The following is a 25,232-nucleotide window of genomic DNA, read 5'->3' on the forward strand; positions in this document are numbered from 1 at the left end:
CGCGAAGGTCCTTCAAGCCTCATCCATCGACTACAGGGCAAACAGATCCGCCGGCAACCGCATCAGGCTCTCGCTCCCCGCTTCCACCGCCGCCCGATGAGCGGCGGTGCGCGGCAGCAACCGCTTGAAGTAGAACTCGCACGTCGCCAGCTTGCCCCGGCAATAATCCGCGTCGCCACTGCCCTCTTCCAACTGCGCCTGGGCCACCAGCGCCATGCGCAGCCACAGGTAGGCCAGGACGATGTAACCGCTGTACATCAGGTAATCCACCGCCGCCGCGCCGACCTCATCCGGATTCTGCATGGCCGCCTTGCCGACCAGCAGCGTCAGCTCGCCCCACTCCCGGTTCAACTGATCGAGCCGCGTCACATGAGCGCCAAGCTGCCCGTGCCCGGCATTGGCCTCGCAGAACTTGTGCACGATCCGGGTAAAGCCGCGCAGCAGCTTGCCCTGGCTGCCGAGCACCTTGCGCCCCAGCAGGTCCAGGGCCTGGATGCCATTGGTGCCTTCGTAGATCGGCGCGATGCGGCAATCGCGCACCAGTTGTTCCATGCCCCACTCACGGATAAAGCCGTGACCGCCGAACACCTGCATGCCGTGGTTGGTCACCTCCAGCCCGGTCTCGGTCATGAACGCCTTGCAGATCGGGGTCAGGAATGCCAGCAGGTCCTCGGCCTCCTGGCGCTGCTCGGGCTGGGCGGCGCGATGGGCGATATCCAGCCACTGTGCGGTGAAATAGGTCAGTGCCCGGTTGCCTTCGTTGAACGCCTTCATGGTCAGCAGCATGCGCCGTACGTCCGGGTGCACGATGATCGGGTCGGCGGCCTTGTCCGGCGCCTTGGGGCCGGTCAGCGAACGCATCTGCAAACGCTCGCTGGCGTAGCGGACCGCGCCCTGGAAGCTGGTTTCGCCCAGGCACAGGCCCTGCATGCCGGTACCGAGGCGGGCATGGTTCATCATGGTGAACATGCAGTTGAGGCCCTTGTTCGCCTCACCGATCAGAAAGCCCTTGGCAGCATCGAAGTTCAGCACGCAGGTGGCCGAGGCCTTGATGCCCATCTTGTGCTCGATGGAGCCGCAGCTCACCCCGTTGCGCTCGCCCGCCTCGCCGGTCGCATCGGGCAGGAACTTGGGCACGATGAACAGCGAGATACCCTTGGTACCGGCCGGCGCGTCCGGCAACTTGGCCAGTACCAGGTGCACGATGTTGCGGCTCATGTCGTGCTCGCCGGCGGAAATGAAGATCTTGCTCCCGGACACCGCATAGCTGCCATCGGCCTGGGGCACGGCGCGGGTCTTGATCAGCCCCAGGTCGGTGCCGCAGTGGGCTTCGGTCAGGCACATGGTGCCGGTCCATTCGCCGGCGGTCAGCCTGCTCAGGTAGGTCTGTTTCTGTTGCTCGGTACCGTGGGCATGGATCGCCGACATGGCGCCGTGGGTCAGCCCCGGGTACATGCCCCAGGAAGTGTTGCTGGAACCGATCATTTCGCTGATCACCAGCCCCAGCGACTGCGGCAGGCCCTGCCCGCCATACTGCCGATCGGCCGCCAGGCCATGCCAGCCGGCCTCGACGTACTGGGCAAAGGCCTGCTTGAAACCCTTGGGCGTGGTCACCACGCCATTGTCGAAATGGCAGCCCTCTTCATCGCCGGAGCGGTTCAGCGGTGCCAGCACCTGTTCACAGAATTTCGCGCCTTCCTCCAGGATCGCCCCGACCATGTCCGGGCTGGCATCGCTGGCGCCGAGGCGTTCGTAATGGGCGTGGAAATCGAAAACATGGTCGAGCAGAAAGCGCATGTCGCGTAGCGGGGCTTTGTAGTCAGGCATGGTCGTTTCTCCGGCAGCAGATGATTCAACCTACTGTCGGCGCCCGCCCCCGGGCAATCACAGTCCAGCCGCTGAATGCTCCACCATCACTCAGCCCACGGCTTCCTTGGTCCGCACCGCGCCGCGCTTGGCGGTCTGCCCGGCGGCCATGACGCAGTTGCGCCCGGCCCCCTTGGCGGCATAGAGCGCCTGGTCGGCGGACTTGAGCACTTCGTCCGGGGTGCGCTGATCCAGCTGGCGCTCGGCGACGCCGATACTGATCGTCACCGACACACTCGACGCACCACCGCCCGAACGGCGCTGGCGGCCTTGCTGGTCGTCCTGCGGGCGGCTGTCCGGGTTGCGCAGTTGAATGCTGTAGTTGGCGATCACCTCACGGATCACCTCCAGGTGCGGCAGGCATTCTTCAAGGCTCTTGCCGGCGAACACCACCGCGAATTCCTCGCCACCGTAGCGGTAGGCCCGGCCGCCGCCGCTGACCTTCGCCAGCTTGCTCGCGACCAGCCGCAAGACCTGGTCACCGACGTCGTGGCCATGGGTGTCGTTGAATTTCTTGAAGTGGTCGACGTCGGTCATCGCCAGCACATAGTTGCGCCCCAGGCGCTGCATCCGCTCGTTGAGCGCGCGACGGCCGGGCAGCCCGGTCAGTTCATCGCGGAACGCCATCTGATAGGCCTCGTGGGCCACCGCCGCGGCGATCATCAGCATCACCTGGCTGCACATGATGTTCAGGGTGAACGGCAGGATGAAGGTCATCGGCAGCATCCAGAACAGGCCCAGCAGGCCGATCAGTTGGGCCGCATGCAGCGGCCGCGGGTTGCGCCAGTACTGCACGGTCAGCAGCAGGAACGCCGCGAGGAACACCGGGTAGGACAACTGGATCAGGCTCATCCACGCCCCATGCAATGCGGGCCAGCGGATTTCCGCCAGCCAGCCGAGCAGGGCTTCCGGGTAACTCTGCTCCAGGCCCAGGGCCACGCTGCCCACCGCCAGCAGCACGGCAAACCGCGCGATCATGTCCTGGAACAGGTGCGTGCGCTCCTGCCAGGCGGCGAACACGCCGAACAGCAGTGGCAACAGCAGGCAGACCAGGTGGAAAACCACCGCGGCATCCTGTCGGACCCTGCCATGGTCGCGGTAGTAATCGGCCTGGGTGGAAAGCAGGAAGTAGGCGATGTACACCGTGATCATCAGGAACAGTTCGCGCTGGCGCCGATAGACCGCGCAATAGGAACCGCCGAGCAACAGCACCAGGGTCGGCAGAACGTTGAACAGCGAAGTGAAGAAGACGTTGAGATCCTTGACGTAGGCCGCCGCGAGCCCCGCAAGCAACAACATGACGGAGGGTAGAAAATGACTGGCATGTACAGCAGGAGAACGCGGCAAGGGTAAAGCTCCGACCGGCAGATTCAATAGATGGCATTGTGCCTTTATTTGCGCGAGTAAAGCACAAAGAATGTGACAGAGATCACGAATCCTCTCTCTTTAACGGCAGGTCTCGGCTTCTTCTTAGCGTTTTAGTCAGGAATTTTCGCTATTGACGCCAATAAATCGGCAATGCCGAAAAGCGCCCACAAAAAAGCCGCTTCCCCCGAAGGAGAAGCGGCTTTTCGAGGTCACTCCGGCAGGGCTCAGTAGCCCAGGCTGAAGTGCTCTTCCTGCATGTCCATCAGGTTGTTGGCGCCCGACAGCATGGTGGCCACGTGGGTACGGGTGCGCGGCAGAATGCGCTGGAAGTAGAAGCGCGCGGTCTGCAGCTTGGCGGTGTAGAACGCCTCGTCGCTGGTACCCGCGGCCAGTTTCTCGGCGGCCAGGCGGGCCATGTCGGCCCAGAAGTAGGCCAGGCAGGCGTAGCCGGAGTACATCAGGTAATCCACCGAAGCGGCACCGACTTCCTCGCGGTCCTTCATCGCGGCCATGCCCACTTTCATGGTCAGCTCGCCCCACTCCTTGTTCAACGCGGCCAGTGGCGCAACGAACTCGCTGACCGCCTCGTTGCCTTCGTTGGCCTGGCAGAACTTGTGGACGATCTTGGTGAAACCCTTGAGGGCCTCGCCCTGGGTCATCAGCACCTTGCGACCCAGCAGGTCGAGGGCCTGGATGCCGGTGGTGCCTTCGTACAGCATCGAGATACGGCTGTCGCGAACGTTCTGCTCCATGCCCCACTCGGCGATGAAGCCGTGGCCACCGTAGATCTGCAGGCCATGGTTGGCGGCTTCGAAACCGACCTCGGTCATGAACGCCTTGGCGATCGGCGTCATGAACGCCAGCAGCGCGTCGGCCTTCTTCTTCTCTTCCTCGTCCTGGCTGTACTTGACGATATCCACCTGCTTGGCGGTGAAGTACACCATCGCCCGGTTACCCTCGGCGAAGGCCTTCATGGTCAGCAGCATGCGACGCACGTCAGGGTGCACGATGATCGGGTCAGCGGCCTTGTCCGGCGCTTTCGGACCGGTCAGGGAGCGCATCTGCAGGCGTTCGCGTGCGTACTTCAGGCCACCCTGGAAACCGATTTCGGCGTGGGCCAGGCCTTGCAGCGCGGTCCCCAGGCGAGCGGTGTTCATGAAGGTGAACATGCAGTTCAGGCCCTTGTTCGGCGGGCCGATCAGGAAGCCGGTGGCGCCGTCGAAGTTCATCACGCAGGTGGCATTGCCGTGGATGCCCATCTTGTGTTCGATGGAACCGCAGGACACGGCGTTGCGCTGGCCGACCGAACCGTCGGCGTTGGGCAGGAACTTGGGCACGATGAACAGCGAAATGCCCTTGGTGCCGGCCGGTGCGTCCGGCAGGCGGGCCAGGACGATATGGACGATGTTGTCGGCCATGTCGTGCTCACCGGCCGAGATGAAGATCTTGGTCCCGCTGACCTTGTAGGAACCGTCGGCCTGAGGTTCGGCCTTGGTGCGCAGCATGCCCAGGTCGGTGCCGCAGTGCGGTTCGGTCAGGCACATGGTGCCGGTCCACTCGCCGGACACCAGCTTGGTCAGGTAGGCCTCCTGCTGTTCAGGGGTACCGTGTTCGGAAATGGTGTTCATCGCACCATGGGACAGGCCCGGGTACATGCCCCACGACCAGTTCGCCTCACCGACCATCTCGCTGATCGCCAGGCCCAGAGACTCCGGCAGACCCTGGCCGCCGTGCTCGACGTCGTGAGCCAGGCTCGGCCAGCCACCTTCGACGAACTGCTTGTAGGCTTCCTTGAAGCCGCTCGGGGTCTTCACGCCCGATTCGCTCCAGGTGCAGCCTTCGGTATCACCAACACGGTTCAGCGGAGCCAGGACCTGTTCGCAGAACTTGGCGCCTTCCTCGAGGATGGCGTTGACCATATCCGGAGTAGCGTCCTGGCAAGCCGGCAGGCTCTGATAGTGCGCTTCGTAGCCAAGCAGTTCGTCACGAACGAAGCGAATATCACGCAAGGGGGCCTTGTAGTCAGGCATAGCGATAAACCTCTGCTGATGAAACCTGGAATAAGCGACCGCGTCGATTTGCCACGCCGGTCAAACAGTTGTTTGAAACATACGTTTGCGCCAAAGCCTTGTCAAGCGTCGTTCATGAGCCATTGGTCATACAGGCCGACAATAGGCGCGGGAAATCGCCGGCAGCGCCGCAGGCAGCGGCTGGCAACAAGGAAAGAATAGTCGAGAGGATGGTCTGGCGAGCGGACGCATCGAACGCCAAGCGCCACTGACGCCGGGTATCGAGGCACGACAAGGGGTATGCGCATGGCAAAACGGGCGCTGTCGCGCCCGGATGGGGGATTACGCCGGAGCGATCAGGCGTAGGTGTCGATCAGCGTGCCGAGAGCCTTGTCCGCGGCCTTCTCGACCTTGGTCCCCAGTTCGACCTGGAGCTTGCCCTGGGACAGGTCGACCAGACTGTTCGACAGGTCCTGCTGGCTACGGTCCAGCGACAGCAGCCGTTCGACCTGGGAGTCGGAGGACTGGCTCTTCAGCGAACGCTCGACAGTGGTGTTGGCGATCTGGCCGGCGGCCTGGTCGACACGGTTCTGCCCGGACTGAATAGTGCTCAGACCGGCATAAAAAGCGGTGCTACCTGAGATTTCCATGGGCGAACTCGACTGTACGAAACCATTACAGGCTGCATTGAAGCAGAACCCGGGCAAAAACGCCCGTCAAAAACACTAATGGCACAATGCCTGGCAATAGGCAAAAGCTAGCGCCTGGCCTCGGGCATCAGTCCAGCAGATCCAGCTGCAAGCGCTCTGCCACGGCCTGTGCGGTCGTTGCCTTGAGGCGCGGCACGCGTCCCAGGCACGGCGCCGGCAGGCGCTCGGCCAGCGTCGCGAGGTTTTCTTCCAGACGAGAGGTCTTCGGATCGATGATGTTGGCCACCCAACCGGCCAACTGCAGGCCATCGCGGGCAATCGCCTCGGCGGTCAGCAGGGCGTGACTGATGCACCCCAGGCGTACGCCCACCACCAGGATCACCGGCAACCCCAGGCCACAGGCCAGGTCCGACAGATTGGCCTGGTCGGCCAGGGGTACCCGCCAACCGCCGGCCCCTTCGATCAGGGTGAAATCGGCCTGCAGCGCGAGAATCTCGCGCATCGGCTCCAGCAGTGATTGCACCGTCAGCGCCACGCCGGCTTCGCGCGCCGCCAGGTGCGGGGCGATGGCCGGTTCGAGCGCCACCGGGTTGACCTGCGCGTAGGACAACGGCAACGAGCACTCGGCCAGCAACGCCAGGGCATCGGCGTTACGCAGGCCCTGGGGGGTCACCTCGCAACCGGACGCCACCGGCTTGCCCGCCGCGGTGCTCAGGCCGGCGGCCCGGGCCGCATGCAGCAGGCCGGCGGCGATGGTGGTCTTGCCGACATCGGTGTCGGTCCCGGCAATGAAATAGGCTGCGCTCATAGCGGCTTCTCCAACACGGCGTAGACCACCTGGTAGGTCGCCGGCAGCCCCTGCGCCTGGCGAAATTGTTCATAGGCGTCGATCAGGCCGAGCACCCGCGCGCGTCCGGTCAGCCCGCCCGGCCGTCCGGGGTTGAGGTTGTGCGCACCGAGCGCCTTGAGCTCGTGGGTCAGGCTGCGCACGTCCGGGTAAAACAGCACCTGTGGCCGGCTTTCCAGGCTCACCACGCGCAAGCCGCTGGCCGCGCACAGGCGCTGGTACTCGGCGAACTCGCGAAAGCGATTGACGTGAACCAGACCATCCACGGCCCGCCAACTCTCACGCAGCTCATGCAGGGTGCCGACACACAGGCTGGCAAACGCCATCACGCCGCCCGGGCGCAACACTCGCCGCGCCTCGTCGAGCACGGCGGCAAAGTCGGCACACCACTGTACGGCCAGGCTGGAGAACACCAGGTCGCAACACTGCGCCTGCAGCGGCAGCCGCTCGGCATCACCGGCGATGAAATGTCGCGCGCCGCCCAGGGGCCGGGCGTGTTCGAGCATGCCCTCGGCGATATCCAGGGCCAGGCCCTGCCCTTCACCAAAACGGCCGCCCAGGGCCCGGGTGAAGTAGCCGGTACCGCAGCCGACATCGAGCCAGCGCGAAGGGCTGAACTGCTCCGGCAGGCGCCGCAACAACTCGTCACCGACATCGCGCTGCAACTGGGCCACGCTGTCGTAACTGGCGGCCGCACGGGAAAACGAGGCGGCGACCTGGCGCTTGTCGGGCAGGCCGCCCGGCAACGGCGGACGTGAAAGATCAGTCATCGGCGCACTCATGCAAAAAGGCCTGGATAGCCCCGGCCACTCCATGGGGGTCTTCCAGAAGAAACGCATGGCCGGCCTGTTCGATCAGGCCGACTTCGACATCCGGCAACAACGCCAGCAACTCGCCCGCCGCCTCGGCCGGCACCAGGCCGTCGAGCCCGGCAAACAGGTGCAACTGCGGGCCGCCATAGGTTTGCAGGGCCTCGCGGGTGTCCAACTGTGCCAACACCTCAAGCCCACTGAGCAGAACCTCGGGGCTGCTGTGCGGTGCCCCGCCCAGGAGCACCCGCGATTGCCCGCGCGGGTCCGACGAGCCCTGGGCGCACAGCAGGCTGAAGCGCTTGAGGGTGGCCTGAGGCTGCGCGCGACAGCCGCTCAGGAACTGCTCGAAGGTGTCCTCGGCCATGGCGCCGGACCAGCCGTCACCGGCCACGAAACGCGGATTGCTCGCCAGCGTCAGCAGGCCGCAGCAACGATCGCCACGGCGGGCCGCCAGTTCCGCTGCCAGCATGCCGCCGAGCGACCAGCCACCCAGCCAGGTGTTCTCCGGCAGGCTGGCATCGAGCGCCTCGATCCACTCCGTCAGTTCGCCGCCGGCAAGCGCCGGCAGCGGCTCGATCTCCACCCGCAGGTGCTCGTCCAGACCGCGCAAGGCCGCCGCCAAGGGTTCCAGCGGCGAAATGCCAAGGCCCCAGCCGGGCAACAGAATCAGACGGTCACGCATGAGGTGGCTCCAACGGCTCATGGGGCCCCAGCAATCTGGAACACTCTGCCAATGCTTCTAACAATAGCCGCACCTGCGCCTCGCTGTGGGCGGCGGTCAGCGTGACCCGCAGGCGCGCACTGCCGGCCGGTACGGTCGGCGGCCGAATCGCCGTCACCATCAGCCCGCGTTCGCGCAGCAGTTGCGAGAAGCGCAGCGCCCGGCCGGCATCACCGATCAGGATCGGCTGGATCGGCGTGAAACTGTCCATCAACTCCAGGCCGATCTGCTGCGCCCCCTCGCGGAACTGGCGGATCAGCGCGTCCAGATGCTGCCGACGCCAATGTTCGCTGCGCAGCAGTTCCAGGTTTTTCAGCGTGGCGCAGGCCAGCGCCGGCGGCTGGCTGGTGGTGTAGATGTAGGGCCGGGCGAACTGCACCAGGCTTTCGATCAGTTCTTCGCTGCCGGCGACGAACGCACCCGCCGTGCCGAATGCCTTGCCCAGGGTGCCGACCAGCACCGGTACGTCTTCCTGGCTCAGGCCGAAGTGCTCGACGATACCGCCGCCCTGGGCGCCCAGAGGGCCGAAACCGTGGGCGTCGTCGACCATCAGCCAGGCGCCGCGGGCACGGGTTTCACGGGCCAGGGCCGGCAGGTCGGCGATATCGCCATCCATGCTGAACACCCCGTCGGTGACCACCAGCGTATTGCCGGTGGCTTTTTCCAGGCGCTTGGCGAGGCTGGCCGGATCGTTGTGCAGGTAGCGATTGAACCGTGCACCCGAGAGCAGCCCGGCATCCAGCAATGATGCGTGATTGAGACGATCTTCCAGCACCGTATCGCCCTGCCCGACCAGCGCCGTGACCGCGCCCAGGTTGGCCATGTAGCCGGCGCTGAACAACAACGCGCGAGGCCGCCCGGTGAACTCGGCCAACGCTTCTTCCAGCGCCTGGTGCGGACCGCTGTGGCCGATCACCAGATGCGCCGCCCCACCGCCCACGCCCCAGCGCGCGGCACCGGCCTGCCAGGCCTCGATGACTTGCGGGTGATTGGCCAGGCCCAGGTAATCGTTATTGCAGAAAGCCAGCAGGGGCTGGCCATCGACCAGCACTTCCGGGCCCTGCGGGCTTTCGAGCAGCGGCCGCTGGCGATAGAGGTTTTGCGCACGACGGGCGGCCAGGCGTGCGGACAGATCGAAGGACATGGGCGCCTCGCAGATGCAATCTGAAGAACACCGCCTGGTCCCGGCTGCGCCGCCCCCTGTAGGAGCCGGGCTTGCCCGCGAATGCGTCCTCTCGATCGCTAAAAGCTTCGCGGGCAAGCCCGACTCCTACAGAGATCGGCGCAGCCAAGGGCCGGGCGGTGTTCCGTTGGAAAAGCGGTGTGAATCAGACTGCGGCGTTGTAGAACTGCTCGCTGCTCTTCTGCTCCACCAGCGCCTGCTCGATAGCCGCCTGGTGCACTTCGTCGGCATGTTCCTCGCGGGCTTCGGGCTGGATACCCAGGCGGGCGAACAGGCGCATGTCCTTGTCGGCCTGCGGGTTGGCGGTGGTCAGCAGCTTCTCGCCATAGAAGATCGAGTTGGCACCGGCGAAGAACGCCAGGGCCTGCATCTGTTCGTTCATCGCCTCGCGGCCCGCCGACAGGCGCACGTGGGACTTGGGCATCAGAATCCGCGCCACCGCCAGCATGCGGATGAAGTCGAACGGATCGACATCCTCGGCATTCTCCAGCGGCGTACCGGCGACCTTCACCAGCATGTTGATCGGCACCGACTCCGGGTGCTCCGGCAGGTTGGCCAACTGGATCAGCAGGCCGGCCCGGTCGTCGAGGGACTCGCCCATGCCGAGGATGCCGCCGGAACAGATCTTCATCCCGGCATCGCGCACGTAGGCGAGGGTCTGCAGACGCTCGCTGTAGGTGCGGGTGGTGATGATGCTGCCGTAGAACTCCGGCGAGGTGTCGAGGTTGTGGTTGTAGTAGTCCAGGCCGGCTTCGGCCAGCGCGGCGGTCTGCTCCTGATCCAGCCGCCCCAGCGTCATGCAGGTTTCCAGGCCCATGGCCTTCACGCCCTTGACCATCTCCAGCACGTACGGCATGTCCTTGGCCGACGGGTGCTTCCACGCCGCGCCCATGCAGAAGCGGGTCGAACCGATGGCCTTGGCCCGGGCAGCCTCCTCCAGGACCTTCTGCACTTCCAGCAGCTTTTCCTTTTCCAGCCCGGTGTTGTAGTGACCGGACTGCGGGCAGTACTTGCAGTCTTCCGGGCAGGCGCCGGTCTTGATCGACAGCAGGGTCGACACTTGCACGCGGTTGGCGTCGAAGTGCGCGCGGTGCACGGTCTGGGCCTGGAACAGCAGGTCGTTGAACGGCTGCTCGAACAGTGCCTTGACCTCGGCCAGGGACCAATCATGACGCAAAGTGGCAGTAGTGCTGGCACTCATCGCTGGAGTTCCTTGTTTTATGCTGGGCAAGCGGCCGGGGCGACAGCCACGACCACGACACGGATGCCGGCATATTTAAGGAAGCGACATGGACTGTCAACCACATCGCAAACGACAGGTTTACATCTGGCTAAAAAACAACCAGACCTGTCTACTCTGCGACGAGCCCAGCGACAACCTCCATCCATTGTGCAGCCCCTGCGAAAGCGAACTGCCCTGGCTGCTGGAATACTGCCAGACCTGCGCCCTGCCCTTGCCGATGGCCGGCCTGACCTGCGGCCATTGCCTGAAACAGCCGCCCAGCTTCGAGCAGGTCATCGCCCCCTGGACCTACCAGTTCCCGGTCGACAGCCTGATCACCCGCTTCAAGCACCAGAGCCAGTGGCCGCTGGGACGCCTGCTGGCCGAACTGCTGGCCCTGGCCCTGCGCGAACGCTTCGACCACGGCCTGCCGCGACCGGACCTGCTGCTGCCGGTGCCCATGGCCGTGAAACGGCAACGCCAGCGCGGCTACAACCAGGCCGCGATGTTGATGAACTGGCTGGGCAGAAGCCTGCAGATTCCGGCAGATGAGCACCGTTTACTGCGTATTCAGGACACCGTCGCCCAGCAGGAACTGGACGCCAGGGCGCGCCGGCGCAACCTGCTGAACGCCTTCGCCCTGGCCCCCGGCGTTTCGGTCGCAGGCCTGCACCTGGCGCTGGTCGACGACGTGCTGACCACCGGCGCCACCGCCGAAAGCCTGGCGCGCCTGCTGCTGCGGGCCGGCGCCCGACGGGTCGATGTCTACTGCCTGGCCCGCACGCCCAAGCCGGGAGCCCCGGCTTGACGCCCGCCACGCCAGCGGGCACTTTCGAAGGCACCTCCTTGAAAACACTGCCACCACCGCCCATGTCCCTGCCCGTCCTGCTGACCCAATACATCGCCCGCCGCCCACAGCGCATCGCCCTGTTGCAACACATCGCCGAGCAGGGCTCGATCACCCGCGCGGCGAAAAGCGCGGGCCTGAGCTACAAGGCCGCCTGGGATGCCATCGACGAGCTGAACAACCTGGCGCACAAGCCGTTGGTGGAACGCAGTGTCGGCGGCAAGGGCGGCGGCGGGGCGAAACTGTCGACCGAGGGCGAGCGGGTGTTGCGTCTCTATCAACGCCTGCAGACGATCCAGGCGCAGGTGCTGGAAGCCGCCGAGGACGCCAGCGACCTCGACCTGCTCGGACGCCTGATGTTGCGCACCAGCGCCCGCAACCAGTTGCACGGCACCGTGGTCGGCATCGACAGCCATGGACGCAACGACCTGGTACGTCTGGAACTGGCCGCGGGCCTGACCCTGCAGGCGCAGATCACCCACGACAGCACCCTGCGGCTGGAACTGGAAACCGGCACCCAGGTGGTCGCCCTGATCAAGGCCGGCTGGCTGGAACTGCTCGCTCCGCAGGCCTCGGCAACACCTGGAAACAATTGTCTGGACGGTATCGTCGAGGACATTCTGGAAGACGAAAACGGCCCTGCCGAGGTCAGAATCACCTTGCCTAACGGACAGACGCTGTGCGCCCTGGCCACCGCGCAAAAGCTCGCGGCCCTGGGTTTGACCAGCGGGAGCGCGGTACGGGCGCAGTTTGCGCCCGCCTTCGTGTTGCTGGGTACGCCACTTTGACGCTTTCGTGGGCAAGCCATGCTCCTACAAGGTACGGACGGCATTCTGCAGCCGGCGGTGGGTGGGCGAAACATTCCGACTTTTTCCTGCAACAAATCCGTCATCCGCGCTGATTAAGGTGACTGCCTAACCGCAGGGAGCCTGACGATGAGCCTATTAGAAGACAACCAATCCACCGACCTCGAGCAGATGGTCGGCCTCAGCCGCCGTGGCTTCATCAGTGCCGGTGCCCTGTGCGGCGCCGCACTGTTCCTCGGCGGCAACCTGCTGACCCGCAGCGTGATGGCTGCCAGTGTCAGCGCCGCCACCGGCAAGCTGCTGGGTTTCGACAGCATTGCCGCCGCCACCGGCGACCAACTGAGCCTGCCGCCCGGCTACACCAGTTCGGTACTGATCAGTTGGGGCCAGCCACTGGAGAAGAACGGTCCGGCCTTCGACCCGAGCGGCAACGGCACCGCCAAGGCCCAGGAAGTCCAGTTCGGCGACAACAACGACGGCATGAGCCTGTTCCCCTTCCCCGGCGACGACCATCGCGCGCTGATGGCGATCAACAACGAATACACCAACTACCGCTACCTCTACGCTCACGGTGGCCAGCCGCAGTCGCTGGAAGATGTGCACAAGGCCCAGGCCAGCGAAGGCGTGTCGGTGATCGAGATCCAGCGCAAGGACGACCAGTGGCACTTCGTCCAGGGCTCGCCCTACAACCGGCGCATCCACGGCAACACGCCGATCCGCATCGGCGGCCCGGCGGCCGGTCATCCCTGGCTGCAGACCCGCGCCGACAAGCAGGGGCGCAAGGTGCTCGGCACCTTCCAGAACTGCGCCAACGGCAAGACGCCGTGGGGCACCTACCTGACCTGCGAGGAAAACTTCACCGACTGCTTCGGCAGCAGCAATGCCGAGCAGAAGTTCGATGCCGCGCAGAAACGCTACGGTGTGGTGGCCGCGAGCAAGGAGATCGGCTGGCACGTCCACGACCCGCGCTTCGACCTGGCCCTGAACCCCAACGAGTTGAACCGTCATGGCTGGGTGGTGGAGATCGACCCGTTCGATCCGCAGTCCACGCCGGTCAAGCGCACCGCCCTCGGCCGCTTCAAGCACGAGAACGCCGCCCTCGCCGAAACCCGCGACGGGCGCGCGGTGGTCTACATGGGCGACGACGAGCGCGGCGAGTTCATCTACAAGTTCATCAGCCGCGACCGCATCAACCACAAGAACCCCAAGGCCAACCGCGACCTGCTCGACCACGGCACCCTGTATGTGGCGCGCTTCGACAACGGCGACGGCAACCCGGATCGGCCCAGGGGCAAGGGTGAGTGGGTCGAACTGAGCTTCGGCAGGAACGGCATCGATGCCGACAGCGGCTTTGCCAGCCAGGCCGAGGTGCTGATCCATGCCCGCCTCGCCGCCAGCGTGGTCAAGGCCACCCGCATGGACCGCCCGGAGTGGATCGTCGTCAGTCCCATCGATGGCCAGGTGTATTGCACCCTGACCAACAACGCCAGGCGCGGCGAGGACGGCCAGCCGGTGGGCGGGCCGAACCCGCGGGAGAAGAACGTCTACGGCCAGATCCTGCGCTGGCACGCCGCCGGCAACGATCACGGCGCCCCAACCTTCGAATGGGACCTGTTCGTGGTCGCCGGCAACCCCGGCGTGCATGCCGGGACGCCCAAGGGTGGCTCGTCGAACATCACCCCGCAGAACATGTTCAACAGCCCCGATGGCCTGGGCTTCGACAAGGCCGGGCGGTTGTGGATCCTCACCGATGGCGACTACAGCAACGCCGGTGACTTCGCCGGCATGGGCAACAACCAGATGCTCTGTGCCGACCCGGCGAGTGGCGAGATCCGCCGGTTCATGGTCGGCCCGGTCGGCTGCGAGGTGACCGGCATCAGCTTCGCGCCAGACCAGAAGACCCTGTTCGTCGGCATCCAGCATCCGGGCGAGAACGGCGGCTCGACCTTTCCCGAGCACCTGCCCAATGGCAAGCCACGCTCGTCGGTGATGGCGATTCGGCGGGAGGATGGCGGGATCATCGGCGCCTGACACCCGGCTTTCGCGGGCAAGCGCGCTCCCCCAGCGACGGCGTCAAGCGCAGTTGCACCTGTGGAAGCGGGCCTGCCCGCGAAGATGCCCTGACCGCCCACACCATTGCGCTCCCCAGTGCGCTAAGATGCCTGGCCGGACGCGGCAACCTGCTGCGCGCAGGAGCCAACATGTCCCATCCGTTTGATACCCTCACCCCCGACCTGGTCCTCGACGCCGTGGAAAGCCTCGGCTTTCTCAGCGATGCCCGGGTACTGGCGCTCAACAGCTATGAAAACCGCGTCTATCAGGTCGGCATCGAAGACAGCGAACCGCTGATCGCCAAGTTCTATCGTCCACAGCGCTGGACCGACGCCGCGATCCTCGAGGAACACCGCTTCACCTTCGAACTGGCCGACTGCGAAGTGCCGGTGGTCGCGCCGCTGCAACACAACGGCGAAAGCCTGTTCGAACACCAGGGCTTCCGCTTCGCCCTGTTCCCACGGCGCGGCGGGCGGGCCCCGGAGCCGGGCAATCTCGACCAGCTCTACCGCCTCGGCCAACTGCTGGGCCGCCTGCACGCGGTCGGCGCCACCCGCCCGTTCGAGCACCGAGAAGCCCTCGGCGTGCAGAACTTCGGCCATGATGCGCTGGCCACCCTGCTCGAAGGCGGCTTCATCCCCGGCAGCCTGTTGCCGGCCTACGAGTCGGTGGCCCGTGACCTGCTCAAGCGGGTGGAACAGCTCTACCGCGAAACCCCGCACCGCAACATCCGCCTGCATGGCGACTGCCACCCCGGCAACATGATGTGTCGCGACGAGGTGTTCCACATCGTCGACCTCGACGACTGCCGCATGGGCCCGGCGGTCCAGGACCTGTGGATGATGCTCGCCGGCGACCGCCAGGAATGTCTCGGCCAACTCTCGGAACTGGTCGAGGGCTACAGCGAGTTCCACGACTTCGATCCCCGCGAACTGGCGCTGATCGAACCGCTGCGTGCCCTGCGCCTGATGCACTACAGCGCCTGGCTGGCTCGGCGCTGGGACGACCCGGCGTTTCCACGCAGCTTTCCGTGGTTCGGCAGCGAACGCTACTGGGGCGACCAGGTCCTGGCGTTGCGCGAGCAACTGGCAGCGTTGAATGAAGAACCGCTGAAGCTCTTCTGATCGACATACCGACAAGCAACCCGCGACCCGTGTGGCAGCGGGTGTGCTCGCGAACGCGGCGCATCAGCCGGCACCATCGCTGAATGCCGCGACGCAATCGCGAGCCAGCCCGCTCCCACAATGGATCCGTGGTGCCAGCACCACAACGCCATAAATCTCCTTACAATCGCTCTTCTGTCAGCAGCCCAAGCAAGGACTTTGCATGCAAGCCGCCAACCCGCGCCGCGGGTACATCCTCGGCCTTACCGCCTACATCATCTGGGGCCTGTTCCCGATCTACTTCAAGATCATCGCCGCCGTGCCTGCGGTGGAGATCATCATCCACCGCGTGCTCTGGTCGGCCCTGTTCGGCAGCCTGCTGCTGGCCGCCTGGAAACATCCGGGCTGGTGGCGCGAACTGCGCGAGAATCCGCGCCGCCTGGCGATCCTGGCGCTGAGCGGCACGCTGATCGCGGCCAACTGGCTGACCTACGTCTGGTCGGTGAACAACGGGCGCATGCTCGAAGCCAGCCTCGGCTACTACATCAACCCGCTGGTCAACGTGCTGCTGGGGATGTTGCTGCTGGGTGAGCGCCTGCGCCGCCTGCAGTGGATCGCAGTGGGCCTGGCGGCCATCGGCGTGGCCCAGCAGGTCTGGCAGGTCGGCAGCCTGCCCTGGGTCTCGCTGGCACTGGCGCTGACCTTCGGCTTCTACGGCCTGATCCGCAAGCAGGCACCGGTCCAGGCGCTACCCGGCCTGGTGGTGGAAACCTGGATGCTGGTGCCGCTGGCCGTGGGCTGGCTGCTGTTGCATCCGCAAGCGAGCAGTGCCCATCTGGAATTCTGGAGCAACCCCCAGTCCTGGTGGCTGGTGGCCGCCGGCCCGGTCACGCTGGTGCCGCTGGTCAGCTTCAACGCCGCCGCCCGCCACCTGCCCTACACCACCCTGGGCTTCCTCCAATACCTGGCGCCAACGCTGGTATTGATGGAGGCCGTGCTGATGTTCGACGAGCATCTGTCATCCAGCACCCTGACCGCCTTCATGTTCATCTGGGCGGGCCTGGTGGTCTACAGCGTGGATATCTGGCTCAGCCTGCGCAAACGCGGCTGATCAGAAAACGTACAGAAGCCTGCAAGCCCCGATCCGCAAGGGCTGCAGGCTTCCATCCCAAGGTTATCCACAAGCCGGTCCACGCCGTTTGTGCACAAGCCCTTGAAACTGCTCGTTTTTTGCTCAACTCTCGGTAAGCCACGGCCCACCTGGCCGGGCGCCGTGTCTCCCCAGCTTATCCACAGGCCCGTCCCCGGTTAACTTGGATAAACCGGTTCAGCCTTCACTGCGCAGCACCAGCTCCACCATCAGGTCGTCGGCCAGGGCTTCCAGGCTCGCCTGCAGGCCCTCCAGGGACAGGGTCAACGGCACCGCCAGAATCGCTTCGGCGTGAAACAGCGGCTCACTGCTCATCGGCGCCGGGCGGACATCGGTCACCAACCGTTCGAGATTGACGCCCTGCTCGCTGAGCAGGCGGGTGATATCACGGACGATGCCGGGGCGATCGTTGCCCACCAGTTCCATGGCGATGGGTTTCCAGGTGCAGGACTGCTCGATGCCGCTTTCGGCGATCAGCACGCGGATACCCTGGCTGGAGAGTGCCTGCAGGGCTTCGATCAGTTCATCGTGGGCTTCGGCCGGCACGCCGATGCGCAGGATCCCGGCGAACTGCCCGGCCAGTCGCGACAGGCGGCTTTCCAGCCAGTTGCCGCCGTGGGCGGCGATGCATTGGGCGATCCGTTCGACCTGGCCGGCCTTGTCCGGGGCGAATACAGTCAGTACGAGATGGTCCACGGGGCAGCCCTCTGGCGGTTCATCGATCCAGTATAGGCAATGAGCCAGGCGATGACCGGGCTGGCGCTTTCACATTCAGGCAGCGCTCCACCGGGCATATCCAATCGCAGACAACAAATTGTGTACCATTTTCAGATTTTTATGGAACAACCCATGCATTTCTTGAGAACATCAAGACCTGCTGCGTGACCAGACAGAACCGATTGGTCGCAGAACGACGTATTTAGTCTGATTTTCACAACCGCAATGCATCATGTAGTATGCCCCAGCGCGCACTACATAACCTTGGATGGATGTTCGCCCGAGTGCCTGTGAAATCACGGAAAGCCCCACCGGCCAAGGTTGGCGGGGCCAGCCCAGCCGTCCGCGAGGGCATGTTCTGGTACTGTGTTTAGAGAAGCACGCAAGGCTTTAAATAGAAGAGCTGAATAGCTGAGCAGAGTGAGGCAAGCAATGACTGAACACGTTCAAGTCGGTGGCCTTCGGGTCGCCAGAGTCCTGTTCGACTTCGTGAACAACGAAGCCATTCCCGGCACCGGTCTGACTGCGGACCAGTTCTGGGCCGGTGCCGACAAGGTCATCCACGACCTGGCGCCGAAGAACAAAGCCCTACTCGCCAAACGCGATGATTTCCAGGCCCGCATCGACGCCTGGCACCAGTCGAGAGCCGGCCAGGCCCACGACGCCGTGGCTTACAAAGCCTTCCTGCAAGACATTGGCTACCTGCTGCCAGAAGCGGCGGATTTCCAGGCCACTACCCAGAATGTCGACGACGAGATCGCCCGTACCGCCGGCCCGCAGTTGGTCGTCCCGGTGATGAACGCCCGTTTCGCCCTCAACGCCTCGAACGCCCGCTGGGGTTCGCTGTATGACGCCCTCTACGGCACCGACGCCATCAGCGAGGCCGGTGGCGCGGAAAAGGGCAAAGGCTACAACAAGGTCCGCGGCGACAAGGTCATCGCCTTCGCCCGCGCCTTCCTCGATGAAGCCGCCCCCCTGGCCGCAGGTTCCCATGTCGATGCCACCGGCTACAGCATCGTTGCCGGCAAGCTGGTGGTCGCCCTCAAGGGCGGCAGCAACAGCGGCCTGCGCAACGATGCCCAGTTGATCGGCTTCCAGGGCGCTGCCGAGAAGCCGAGCGCCATCCTGCTGAAGAACAACGGCCTGCACTTCGAAATCCAGATCGACGCCACCAGCCCCATCGGCCAGACCGACGCCGCCGGCGTGAAGGACGTGCTGATGGAGGCCGCGCTGACCACCATCATGGACTGCGAAGACTCGGTCGCCGCCGTCGATGCCGATGACAAGGTGGTGATCTACCGCAACTGGCTCGGCCTGATGAAGGGCGACCTGGCGGAAGAAGTCGCCAAGGGCGGCACCACCTTCACCCGTACCATGAACGCCGATCGCCGCTACACCGCGGTCGACGGCAGCGAACTGAGCCTGCACGGCCGCTCGCTGCTGTTCGTGCGCAACGTCGGTCACCTGATGACCATCGACGCGATCCTCGACAGCCAGGGCAACGAAGTGCCCGAAGGCATTCTCGACGGCCTGGTCACCAGCCTCGCGGCGATCCACAACCTCAACGGCAACACCGTGCGCCGCAACAGCCGCACCGGCTCGATCTACATCGTCAAGCCGAAAATGCACGGCCCCGAGGAAGTGGCGTTCACCAACGAGCTGTTCGGGCGCATCGAGGAAGTGCTGAACCTGCCGCGCAACACCCTCAAGGTCGGCATCATGGACGAGGAGCGCCGCACCACGGTCAACCTCAAGGCCTGCATCAAGGCCGCCAGCGAGCGCGTGGTGTTCATCAACACCGGCTTCCTCGACCGTACCGGCGACGAAATCCACACCTCCATGGAAGCCGGCGCGATGGTGCGCAAGGCTGCCATGAAGGCCGAGAAGTGGATCGGCGCCTACGAGAACTGGAACGTCGACATCGGCCTGAGCACCGGTCTGCAAGGCCGCGCGCAGATCGGCAAGGGCATGTGGGCCATGCCCGACCTGATGGCGGCGATGCTCGAACAGAAGATCGCCCACCCGCTGGCCGGTGCCAACACCGCCTGGGTTCCGTCGCCGACCGCGGCCGCGCTGCATGCGCTGCACTACCACAAGGTCGACGTGTTCGCCCGCCAGGCCGAACTGGCCAAACGCGCGCGCGCGTCGGTGGACGACATCCTGAGCATCCCGCTGGCGAGCGACACCCACTGGTCGGCCGAGGAGATCCGCAACGAGCTGGACAACAACGCCCAGGGCATCCTCGGCTACGTGGTGCGCTGGATCGACCAGGGCGTCGGCTGCTCGAAAGTGCCGGACATCAACGACGTCGGGCTGATGGAAGACCGCGCAACCCTGCGCATCTCCAGCCAGCACATCGCCAACTGGCTGCGCCACGGCATCGTCAGCGAAGCCCAGGTGCTGGAAAGCCTCAAGCGCATGGCACCGGTGGTTGACCGGCAGAACGCCGGCGACCCACTGTACCGTCCGCTGGCACCGGACTTCGACAGCAACATCGCCTTCCAGGCGGCAGTCGAGCTGGTGATCGAAGGGACCAAGCAGCCGAACGGCTACACCGAGCCGGTGCTACACCGCCGCCGCCGCGAGTTCAAGGCCCGCAACGGCCTGTAATCACGCGCTAGCGCAACGAAAAAGCCCTGGCCGGAACGGTCAGGGCTTTTTCATTTCCGGGCTCACCAACCTACCCCGGTTACCGGCCCATTCGCGGGCGGCCCCAGTGCCGATCAGGCCACCATGCCCAGCTCGCGCCGGGCCAGCTTCAGCAGATGGTCGGCATTGATCGGCTTGAGCAGGAAGTCCACCACGCTCAGGTGCATGGCATCGATGGCATCGCGCACCTGGGCATTGCCGGAGACAATGATGATCGGCAATGTCGCGCGCTCCGAACCGCGCACCTTGCGGATCAGGTCCAGGCCATCGTCGGCCATGCGCAGGTCGGTAATCATCAAGCCGATGGAGCGGTTGGCTTCCAGCACCTCGAACGCCGCCCTGCCACTGGCGGCGGTCAGGCAATTGATCCCATTGATGGCAAAAATCTCCGACAACAGCTCGCGGGCGTCCTGGTCGTCATCGACGATCAGCACACGCTGCGCGGGCAACTGGGGAGCATGCATCACCTGAAGTAACGCCTCACGCTCGGCATCGCTCAAAATATCGTGGTCGGTCATACGCTTCTCTGGCTTCCCTTGGCCATCCAAATACCCTGGCACTGTGCTCAGACATCGCTCTACGGCTGCTCAATGTGCACTTCGTCGGAAAGTTTTCCAAGAGGTTCAGCATCAAGAACCCAACGAGTTAACTGTAGGTTATTTCCCAAATTGACGGGGCCACCCCTGGTGCTGGCCCTGCGGAGATCAGGAATATTTCCTACGGACCCTAGACTTACGTCCAATGGGCACCCGCCAACAAGCGTCCGACCATGGGTGAACACAGCGACAGCTCGCGACAGAAACCGATAACAACAACGGACAACAGCGATAGCGGTTATGAGCAAAGCGGATGCCTTCACCCAGGCAGGGAAGACCGCGGTGTTGCAAAACATCCACGGCACCATGCAGTTCCTGCAACGTTTCCCCCCCTTCAACCAGATGGAACACGCCCACCTGGCCTACCTGGTCGAGCAGTGCCAGCTGCGCTTCTACAGCCAGGGCGAGAGCATCATCAAGCCCGCCGACGGCCCGGTGGAGCACTTCTATATCGTCAAGCAGGGGCGCATCGTCGGCGAACGCCCGCACACGGCCAAGGGTGGCACCCAGACCGTCTTCGAAATCGCAACCGGCGAATGCTTCCCCCTCGCCGCGCTGCTGGGCGAACGCGCGACCCGCACCGAGCACCTGGCGGGCGAAGACACCTTCTGCCTGCAACTGAACAAGCCGGCGTTCATCAAGCTGTTCTCGCTCTCCGACTGTTTCCGCAACTTCGCCCTGCGCTGCGTCAGCAGCCTGCTCGACCAGGTCAACCAGCAGGTGCAGCAGAAGGCCGTGGAAACCCTCGGCACCCAGTACTCGCTCAATAGCCGGCTGGGCGAGTTGGCCATGCGCCATCCGGTCACCTGCGGCCCGCTCACGCCATTGCGCGAAGCGGTCAGCCTGATGCACGAGCAGCAGGTCGGCAGCATCGTGGTGGTCGATGAAAACAAGACTCCGCTGGGTATCTTCACCCTGCGCGACCTGCGCCAGGTGGTCGCCGATGGCGTCAGCGACTTCAACCAGGTCATCGAGCGGCACATGACCCAGGCCCCCTTCGCCCTGAGCCCGGAGCACAGCGCGTTCGACGCGGCGATCGCCATGACCCAGCGGCATATCGCCCATGTCTGCCTGGTGAAGGACCAGCGGCTATGCGGCGTGGTGTCCGAGCGCGACCTGTTTTCCCTGCAACGGGTCGACCTGGTGCACCTGGCCCGTACCATCCGCACGGCCGCCCGGGTGGAAAACCTGGTGGCGATACGCGGCGAGATCGGCCAACTGGTCGAACGCATGCTCGCCCACGGCGCCTCCTCGACCCAGATCACCCACATCATCACCCTGCTCAACGACCACACGGTGTGCCGGGTGATCGAACTGACCCTGGCCGAGCGCGGCGACCCGGGCGTACCGTTCAGTTGGCTGTGCTTCGGCAGCGAGGGCCGCCGCGAACAGACCCTGCACACCGATCAGGACAACGGCATCCTCTTCGAGGCCCGCGACGCCGCGCATGCCGCCGAGATCCGCGGCAAGCTGCTGCCGCTGGCCCAACAGATCAACCAGAGCCTGGCGCTGTGCGGCTTCACCCTGTGCAAGGGCAACATCATGGCCGGCAACCCCGAGCTGTGCCTTTCCCGCGCCGAATGGGCCCGGCGCTTCGCCGCCTTCATTCGCGAGGCCACCCCGGAAAACCTGCTGGGTTCGAGCATCTACTTCGACCTGCGGGTGGTCTGGGGCGCAGAGCAGGCCTGCCAGCAACTGCGCCAGGGCATTCTGGCCCAGGTCGCCGACAATCGCCTGTTCCAGCGCATGATGGCCGAGAACGCCTTGCGCAACCGCCCACCGGTGGGGCGTTTCCGCGAGTTCGTGCTCAGCCGCAAGGGCAACGACAAGGCCACCCTCGACCTGAAGATCCAGGGCCTGACGCCCTTCGTCGACGGCGCCCGCCTGCTGGCGCTGGCCAACGGCATCGAGGCCAACAATACCCTGGAACGCCTGCAACAGCTGGTGGACCGCGAAGTGATCGACCCGCTCGACGGCGCCGCCTATGAAGAGGCCTATCACTTCATCCAGCAGACCCGCATGCAGCAGCATCAATTGCAGACCCGCAGCAACCTGCCCTACTCCAACCGGGTCGATCCGGAGAGCCTCAATCACCTGGACCGGCGCATCCTGCGCGAATCGCTGCGCCAGGCCCAGCGCCTGCAAGCCAGCCTGACCCTGCGGTATCAGCTATGAGCCTGTTCTCCTGGTTCAGGGCCAACGCGCCACAGCTCGATGCCGGGCAACAGGAGCGCCTGCAACGGCTCTCGGCGGCGGCACCGCTGGGCGAATGCTCGCTGCGTGAACAACGCTGGGTCGTGGTCGACCTGGAAACCACCGGGCTCAACCTTAACCGCGACCAGGTGATCTCGATTGGCGCGGTGGCGATCGAGGATGGCGCCATCGACCTGGGCCAGTCGTTCGAACGGACCTTGCAACGCACCGAGCGGACCGTCAGCCCCAGTGTGCTGATCCACGGCCTGGGACCCAGCGCACTGGCGGCCGGCAGCGACCCGGTCGAGGCACTGCTGGATTTCATGGCGTTCGTGGGTGACAGTCCGCTGCTGGCGTTCCATGCCCCCTTCGACCAGCACATGCTTTGCCGCGCACTGAAGGAAAGCCTGGGCTATCGCCTGCAGCACCCGTTCCTTGATATCGCCGACCTGGCCCCGCTGCTGTGCCCCCAGGCGCACTTCCGGGAGGCCGGGCTGGACGACTGGATCGGCCACTTCCAGTTGCAGGTCGAGGAGCGCCACCACGCCAGTGCCGATGCCCTGGCCACCGCCGAGCTGGCGCTGATCCTGTTCAGCCGGGCACGGCGGCAGCAACTGGACAGTCCGCTGGCCCTGCAACAGCGGCTGGGCCAGTGGAAGCGACGGCAGCAGGCACCGTCCTTCTGACGCGACGCGGCGTATTCTTCTTCTCACGCCGTGCATTAACCCTGCGAGCGACGGTGGCACTGTGGGAGCCGGCTCCATCGGCGAAGAGGCCGGCTCTGACGACCACACCCGGATGATGGCAATCCGACCAGCAGCCATTGCACCTTTCCCGACACCCTGACACAATCGCGAATAATTCTCGTTAATTTAAACTTCCTGTCGGTAATCCCGTGTCGTCAGTCCGAAGCCCGCACCATGAGCTTGTTGGCGCCTTGTATCGCGACCATCGCAGCTGGCTGCTGGCATGGCTGCGGCGCAACATTGCCTGCCCGCAACGCGCCGAGGACCTGAGCCAGGACACTTTCGTGCGCCTGCTCGGACGGGACGAACTCAGGGCTCCCCGCGAACCCAAGGCGTTCCTGGTGGCGATTGCCAAGGGCCTGCTGTTCGACCATTTCCGCCGGGCGGCCCTGGAACAGGCCTACCTCAACGAACTGATGCTGCTGCCGGAGCACGAACAGCCGTCCCTGGAAGAACAGCAGTCGATCCTCGAGGACCTCAAGGCCATCGACCAGATGCTCGGCAAGCTGTCGAGCAAGGCCCGCACAGCCTTCCTCTACAACCGCCTCGACGGCCTGGGCCACGCCGAAATTGCAGAAAAACTCGGCGTATCGGTGCCCCGCGTACGCCAGTACCTGGCCCAGGGCATTCGTCAGTGCTACATCGCACTGTATGGCGAGCCGACATGAACCCGTTCAGTCACAAACCGGTATCGGCCCGCGTTCTCGATGCCGCCATTGCCTGGCAACTGTGCCTGGAGGGCAGCGGCCACAGTGCCGTGGAACAGGCCGAGTTCGAGAAATGGCACGCGGCCGACGAGGAACACGCCCGGGCCTGGAGCCAGTTGGGCATGCTCGACCAGCGTTTCAGCGGCACCAGCGCGCCGGCCCGCAGCGCCCTGCTGAAATCCCGTGACGGTGCGCACCGGCGGATGCGCAAGCTCGGCAGCGGCCTGGCCAGCGTGGCGCTGGCCTGCGGCCTGGCCCTGCTGCTGGGCAACCGCTTCCTGCCGATCGACTACTGGCTGGCCGACCAGCGCACCGCCACCGGCGAGCAGCGCACCCTGCACCTGGCCGATGGCACTGTCATCCAGCTCAACACCCACAGTGCGCTGGATGTGCGTTTCGACGAGAAGACCCGCCGGGTCGTGCTGCGTGACGGCGAAATCCTCATCGAGACCGGCCATGGCGATGCCCGTCCGTTCATCGTCGAGACCGGCGACGGGCGCATGCGCGCTCTGGGCACGCGCTTCCTGGTCAAGCGCGAAGACCGGGGCACGCGCCTGAGCGTCCTGCAATCGGCAGTGGCCGCCCGTCCCGAGTCGCAGCCTGACGAGCAGATCCTCCGTGAAGGCCAGCAGGTGCTGATGCAGCACGACCGCCTGGGCCCGCTGCAAACCCTGGCCCCCGGCGCCGACGCCTGGACCCGCGGCATGCTGGTGGTGGACAACGTGCGCCTGGCGGACATGCTCGACGAACTGGGCCGCTACCGCCGCGGCCACCTCGGCGTCGACCCGAAAGTCGCCGACCTGCGGATTACCGGCAGCTTCCCGCTGCACGACACCGACCTGGCGCTGACCGCGCTGCTGCCGACCCTGCCGGTGCAGATCGAGCGACACACGCAGTGGTGGGTGACGGTGCAGGCCAAGGCCGATACCAAGCCCTGAATGCAGACACCTGATCGTTCCCATCCGGGAACGATCATCCCCCTGACCGG

Annotated in this window: 21 protein-coding genes; 10 read left to right on the forward strand and 11 right to left on the reverse strand. The window is 65.0% G+C overall.

The window, feature by feature from the left end; genetic code table 11:
* Positions 1 to 30: 30 nt before the first annotated feature.
* The 9 genes from ACMGT0_RS29005 to bioB all read right to left on the reverse strand — a co-directional run bounded on the left by ACMGT0_RS29005 (position 31) and on the right by bioB (position 10,657).
* Positions 31 to 1,827: an acyl-CoA dehydrogenase C-terminal domain-containing protein gene (locus ACMGT0_RS29005; protein ID WP_416770760.1), complete on the reverse strand. Its 1,797-nt coding sequence runs from the start codon at positions 1,825 to 1,827 to the stop codon at positions 31 to 33.
* A 90-nt stretch (positions 1,828 to 1,917) separates the two neighbouring features.
* Complete coding sequence (locus ACMGT0_RS29010) at positions 1,918 to 3,213, reverse strand: GGDEF domain-containing protein (RefSeq protein ID WP_054057049.1); 1,296 nt, start codon at positions 3,211 to 3,213, stop codon at positions 1,918 to 1,920.
* 245 nt (positions 3,214 to 3,458) lie between these two features.
* Positions 3,459 to 5,264 (reverse strand): phenylacyl-CoA dehydrogenase, encoded by a 1,806-nt coding sequence (locus ACMGT0_RS29015; protein ID WP_054057050.1) that lies wholly within the window; start codon positions 5,262 to 5,264, stop codon positions 3,459 to 3,461.
* A gap of 335 nt (positions 5,265 to 5,599) precedes the next feature.
* The gene (locus ACMGT0_RS29020; RefSeq protein WP_054057051.1) at positions 5,600 to 5,893 is read right to left on the reverse strand and encodes a hypothetical protein; all 294 of its coding nucleotides are present in this window, start codon (positions 5,891 to 5,893) and stop codon (positions 5,600 to 5,602) included.
* Positions 5,894 to 6,020: 127 nt separating this feature from the next.
* The gene (bioD, locus tag ACMGT0_RS29025; protein WP_416770762.1) at positions 6,021 to 6,701 is read right to left on the reverse strand and encodes a dethiobiotin synthase; all 681 of its coding nucleotides are present in this window, start codon (positions 6,699 to 6,701) and stop codon (positions 6,021 to 6,023) included.
* Positions 6,698 to 7,510: a malonyl-ACP O-methyltransferase BioC gene (gene bioC, locus ACMGT0_RS29030; protein ID WP_054061586.1), complete on the reverse strand. Its 813-nt coding sequence runs from the start codon at positions 7,508 to 7,510 to the stop codon at positions 6,698 to 6,700. Before bioC ends, bioD begins: the two co-directional genes overlap by 4 nt.
* On the reverse strand, positions 7,503 to 8,234 hold the full coding sequence (locus ACMGT0_RS29035; protein ID WP_416770764.1) for an alpha/beta fold hydrolase: 732 nt from the start codon (positions 8,232 to 8,234) through the stop codon (positions 7,503 to 7,505). The genes bioC and ACMGT0_RS29035 overlap by 8 nt, the downstream gene beginning before the upstream one ends.
* A complete protein-coding gene (gene bioF / locus ACMGT0_RS29040) occupies positions 8,227 to 9,417 on the reverse strand; it encodes an 8-amino-7-oxononanoate synthase (RefSeq protein WP_416770768.1) in 1,191 nt (396 codons plus the stop codon). The genes ACMGT0_RS29035 and bioF overlap by 8 nt, the downstream gene beginning before the upstream one ends.
* 184 nt (positions 9,418 to 9,601) lie before the next feature.
* Complete coding sequence (bioB, locus tag ACMGT0_RS29045) at positions 9,602 to 10,657, reverse strand: biotin synthase BioB (protein ID WP_054059332.1); 1,056 nt, start codon at positions 10,655 to 10,657, stop codon at positions 9,602 to 9,604.
* Between the two features lie 88 nt (positions 10,658 to 10,745).
* Here bioB and ACMGT0_RS29050 point away from each other — a divergent pair, with 88 nt between their 5' ends.
* The 5 genes from ACMGT0_RS29050 to rarD all read left to right on the forward strand — a co-directional run bounded on the left by ACMGT0_RS29050 (position 10,746) and on the right by rarD (position 16,597).
* Entirely contained in the window at positions 10,746 to 11,486 is a 741-nt protein-coding gene (locus ACMGT0_RS29050) for a double zinc ribbon domain-containing protein (protein WP_416770771.1), read from the forward strand.
* 62 nt (positions 11,487 to 11,548) lie between these two features.
* Positions 11,549 to 12,313 (forward strand): TOBE domain-containing protein, encoded by a 765-nt coding sequence (locus ACMGT0_RS29055; protein ID WP_054058339.1) that lies wholly within the window; start codon positions 11,549 to 11,551, stop codon positions 12,311 to 12,313.
* Between the two features lie 147 nt (positions 12,314 to 12,460).
* Complete coding sequence (locus ACMGT0_RS29060) at positions 12,461 to 14,362, forward strand: PhoX family protein (protein ID WP_054058340.1); 1,902 nt, start codon at positions 12,461 to 12,463, stop codon at positions 14,360 to 14,362.
* A gap of 170 nt (positions 14,363 to 14,532) precedes the next feature.
* Positions 14,533 to 15,507, forward strand: a complete 975-nt coding sequence (locus tag ACMGT0_RS29065; protein WP_054058341.1) for a serine/threonine protein kinase — start codon at positions 14,533 to 14,535, stop codon at positions 15,505 to 15,507.
* A 202-nt stretch (positions 15,508 to 15,709) separates the two neighbouring features.
* Positions 15,710 to 16,597, forward strand: coding sequence for an EamA family transporter RarD (rarD, locus tag ACMGT0_RS29070; protein ID WP_054058342.1), 888 nt, complete (start codon positions 15,710 to 15,712; stop codon positions 16,595 to 16,597).
* 216 nt (positions 16,598 to 16,813) lie between these two features.
* On the opposite strand, the gene ACMGT0_RS29075 is transcribed toward rarD, so the two are convergent.
* Positions 16,814 to 17,332, reverse strand: coding sequence for a glycine cleavage system protein R (locus ACMGT0_RS29075; RefSeq protein ID WP_054058343.1), 519 nt, complete (start codon positions 17,330 to 17,332; stop codon positions 16,814 to 16,816).
* A 453-nt stretch (positions 17,333 to 17,785) separates the two neighbouring features.
* On the opposite strand from ACMGT0_RS29075, the gene ACMGT0_RS29080 reads away from it, so the two are divergent.
* On the forward strand, positions 17,786 to 19,963 hold the full coding sequence (locus ACMGT0_RS29080) for a malate synthase G (protein WP_054058344.1): 2,178 nt from the start codon (positions 17,786 to 17,788) through the stop codon (positions 19,961 to 19,963).
* Between the two features lie 113 nt (positions 19,964 to 20,076).
* Here ACMGT0_RS29080 and ACMGT0_RS29085 read toward each other — a convergent pair whose 3' ends face one another.
* On the reverse strand, positions 20,077 to 20,520 hold the full coding sequence (locus ACMGT0_RS29085; protein WP_054058345.1) for a response regulator: 444 nt from the start codon (positions 20,518 to 20,520) through the stop codon (positions 20,077 to 20,079).
* Positions 20,521 to 20,838: 318 nt separating this feature from the next.
* Between ACMGT0_RS29085 and ACMGT0_RS29090 the strand changes: the two genes are divergently transcribed.
* The 4 genes from ACMGT0_RS29090 to ACMGT0_RS29105 all read left to right on the forward strand — a co-directional run bounded on the left by ACMGT0_RS29090 (position 20,839) and on the right by ACMGT0_RS29105 (position 25,182).
* Entirely contained in the window at positions 20,839 to 22,773 is a 1,935-nt protein-coding gene (locus ACMGT0_RS29090) for a putative nucleotidyltransferase substrate binding domain-containing protein (RefSeq protein ID WP_054058346.1), read from the forward strand.
* Complete coding sequence (locus ACMGT0_RS29095) at positions 22,770 to 23,477, forward strand: PolC-type DNA polymerase III (RefSeq protein WP_054058347.1); 708 nt, start codon at positions 22,770 to 22,772, stop codon at positions 23,475 to 23,477. Before ACMGT0_RS29090 ends, ACMGT0_RS29095 begins: the two co-directional genes overlap by 4 nt.
* A gap of 209 nt (positions 23,478 to 23,686) precedes the next feature.
* Complete coding sequence (locus ACMGT0_RS29100) at positions 23,687 to 24,205, forward strand: RNA polymerase sigma factor (protein WP_054058348.1); 519 nt, start codon at positions 23,687 to 23,689, stop codon at positions 24,203 to 24,205.
* Positions 24,202 to 25,182 carry a FecR domain-containing protein gene (locus tag ACMGT0_RS29105; protein WP_273825843.1) on the forward strand — a complete coding sequence of 327 codons (981 nt, stop codon included), beginning with the start codon at positions 24,202 to 24,204 and terminating at the stop codon, positions 25,180 to 25,182. The genes ACMGT0_RS29100 and ACMGT0_RS29105 overlap by 4 nt, the downstream gene beginning before the upstream one ends.
* Positions 25,183 to 25,232 lie beyond the last annotated feature (50 nt).

Origin of the sequence: Pseudomonas sp. RHF3.3-3 (genome assembly GCF_048069595.1) — a bacterium.
In the GTDB taxonomy this organism is placed as follows: Bacteria; Pseudomonadota; Gammaproteobacteria; order Pseudomonadales; family Pseudomonadaceae; genus Aquipseudomonas; species Aquipseudomonas fuscovaginae_B.

What these genes read in the sequence shown, in the direction of transcription:
- bioD (WP_416770762.1), bottom strand. Translation starts at nt 6,701, where the DNA reads ATGAGCGCAGCCTATTTCATTGCCGGGACCGACACCGATGTCGGCAAG.
- bioC (WP_054061586.1), bottom strand. Translation starts at nt 7,510, where the DNA reads ATGACTGATCTTTCACGTCCGCCGTTGCCGGGCGGCCTGCCCGACAAG.
- bioB (WP_054059332.1), bottom strand. Translation starts at nt 10,657, where the DNA reads ATGAGTGCCAGCACTACTGCCACTTTGCGTCATGATTGGTCCCTGGCC.
- bioF (WP_416770768.1), bottom strand. Translation starts at nt 9,417, where the DNA reads ATGTCCTTCGATCTGTCCGCACGCCTGGCCGCCCGTCGTGCGCAAAAC.
- ACMGT0_RS29015 (WP_054057050.1), bottom strand. Translation starts at nt 5,264, where the DNA reads ATGCCTGACTACAAGGCCCCCTTGCGTGATATTCGCTTCGTTCGTGAC.
- ACMGT0_RS29080 (WP_054058344.1), top strand. Translation starts at nt 17,786, where the DNA reads ATGACTGAACACGTTCAAGTCGGTGGCCTTCGGGTCGCCAGAGTCCTG.
- ACMGT0_RS29060 (WP_054058340.1), top strand. Translation starts at nt 12,461, where the DNA reads ATGAGCCTATTAGAAGACAACCAATCCACCGACCTCGAGCAGATGGTC.
- ACMGT0_RS29105 (WP_273825843.1), top strand. Translation starts at nt 24,202, where the DNA reads ATGAACCCGTTCAGTCACAAACCGGTATCGGCCCGCGTTCTCGATGCC.
- rarD (WP_054058342.1), top strand. Translation starts at nt 15,710, where the DNA reads ATGCAAGCCGCCAACCCGCGCCGCGGGTACATCCTCGGCCTTACCGCC.
- ACMGT0_RS29005 (WP_416770760.1), bottom strand. Translation starts at nt 1,827, where the DNA reads ATGCCTGACTACAAAGCCCCGCTACGCGACATGCGCTTTCTGCTCGAC.
- ACMGT0_RS29065 (WP_054058341.1), top strand. Translation starts at nt 14,533, where the DNA reads ATGTCCCATCCGTTTGATACCCTCACCCCCGACCTGGTCCTCGACGCC.
- ACMGT0_RS29090 (WP_054058346.1), top strand. Translation starts at nt 20,839, where the DNA reads ATGAGCAAAGCGGATGCCTTCACCCAGGCAGGGAAGACCGCGGTGTTG.
- ACMGT0_RS29055 (WP_054058339.1), top strand. Translation starts at nt 11,549, where the DNA reads ATGTCCCTGCCCGTCCTGCTGACCCAATACATCGCCCGCCGCCCACAG.
- ACMGT0_RS29020 (WP_054057051.1), bottom strand. Translation starts at nt 5,893, where the DNA reads ATGGAAATCTCAGGTAGCACCGCTTTTTATGCCGGTCTGAGCACTATT.
- ACMGT0_RS29050 (WP_416770771.1), top strand. Translation starts at nt 10,746, where the DNA reads ATGGACTGTCAACCACATCGCAAACGACAGGTTTACATCTGGCTAAAA.
- ACMGT0_RS29095 (WP_054058347.1), top strand. Translation starts at nt 22,770, where the DNA reads ATGAGCCTGTTCTCCTGGTTCAGGGCCAACGCGCCACAGCTCGATGCC.
- ACMGT0_RS29085 (WP_054058345.1), bottom strand. Translation starts at nt 20,520, where the DNA reads ATGACCGACCACGATATTTTGAGCGATGCCGAGCGTGAGGCGTTACTT.
- ACMGT0_RS29035 (WP_416770764.1), bottom strand. Translation starts at nt 8,234, where the DNA reads ATGCGTGACCGTCTGATTCTGTTGCCCGGCTGGGGCCTTGGCATTTCG.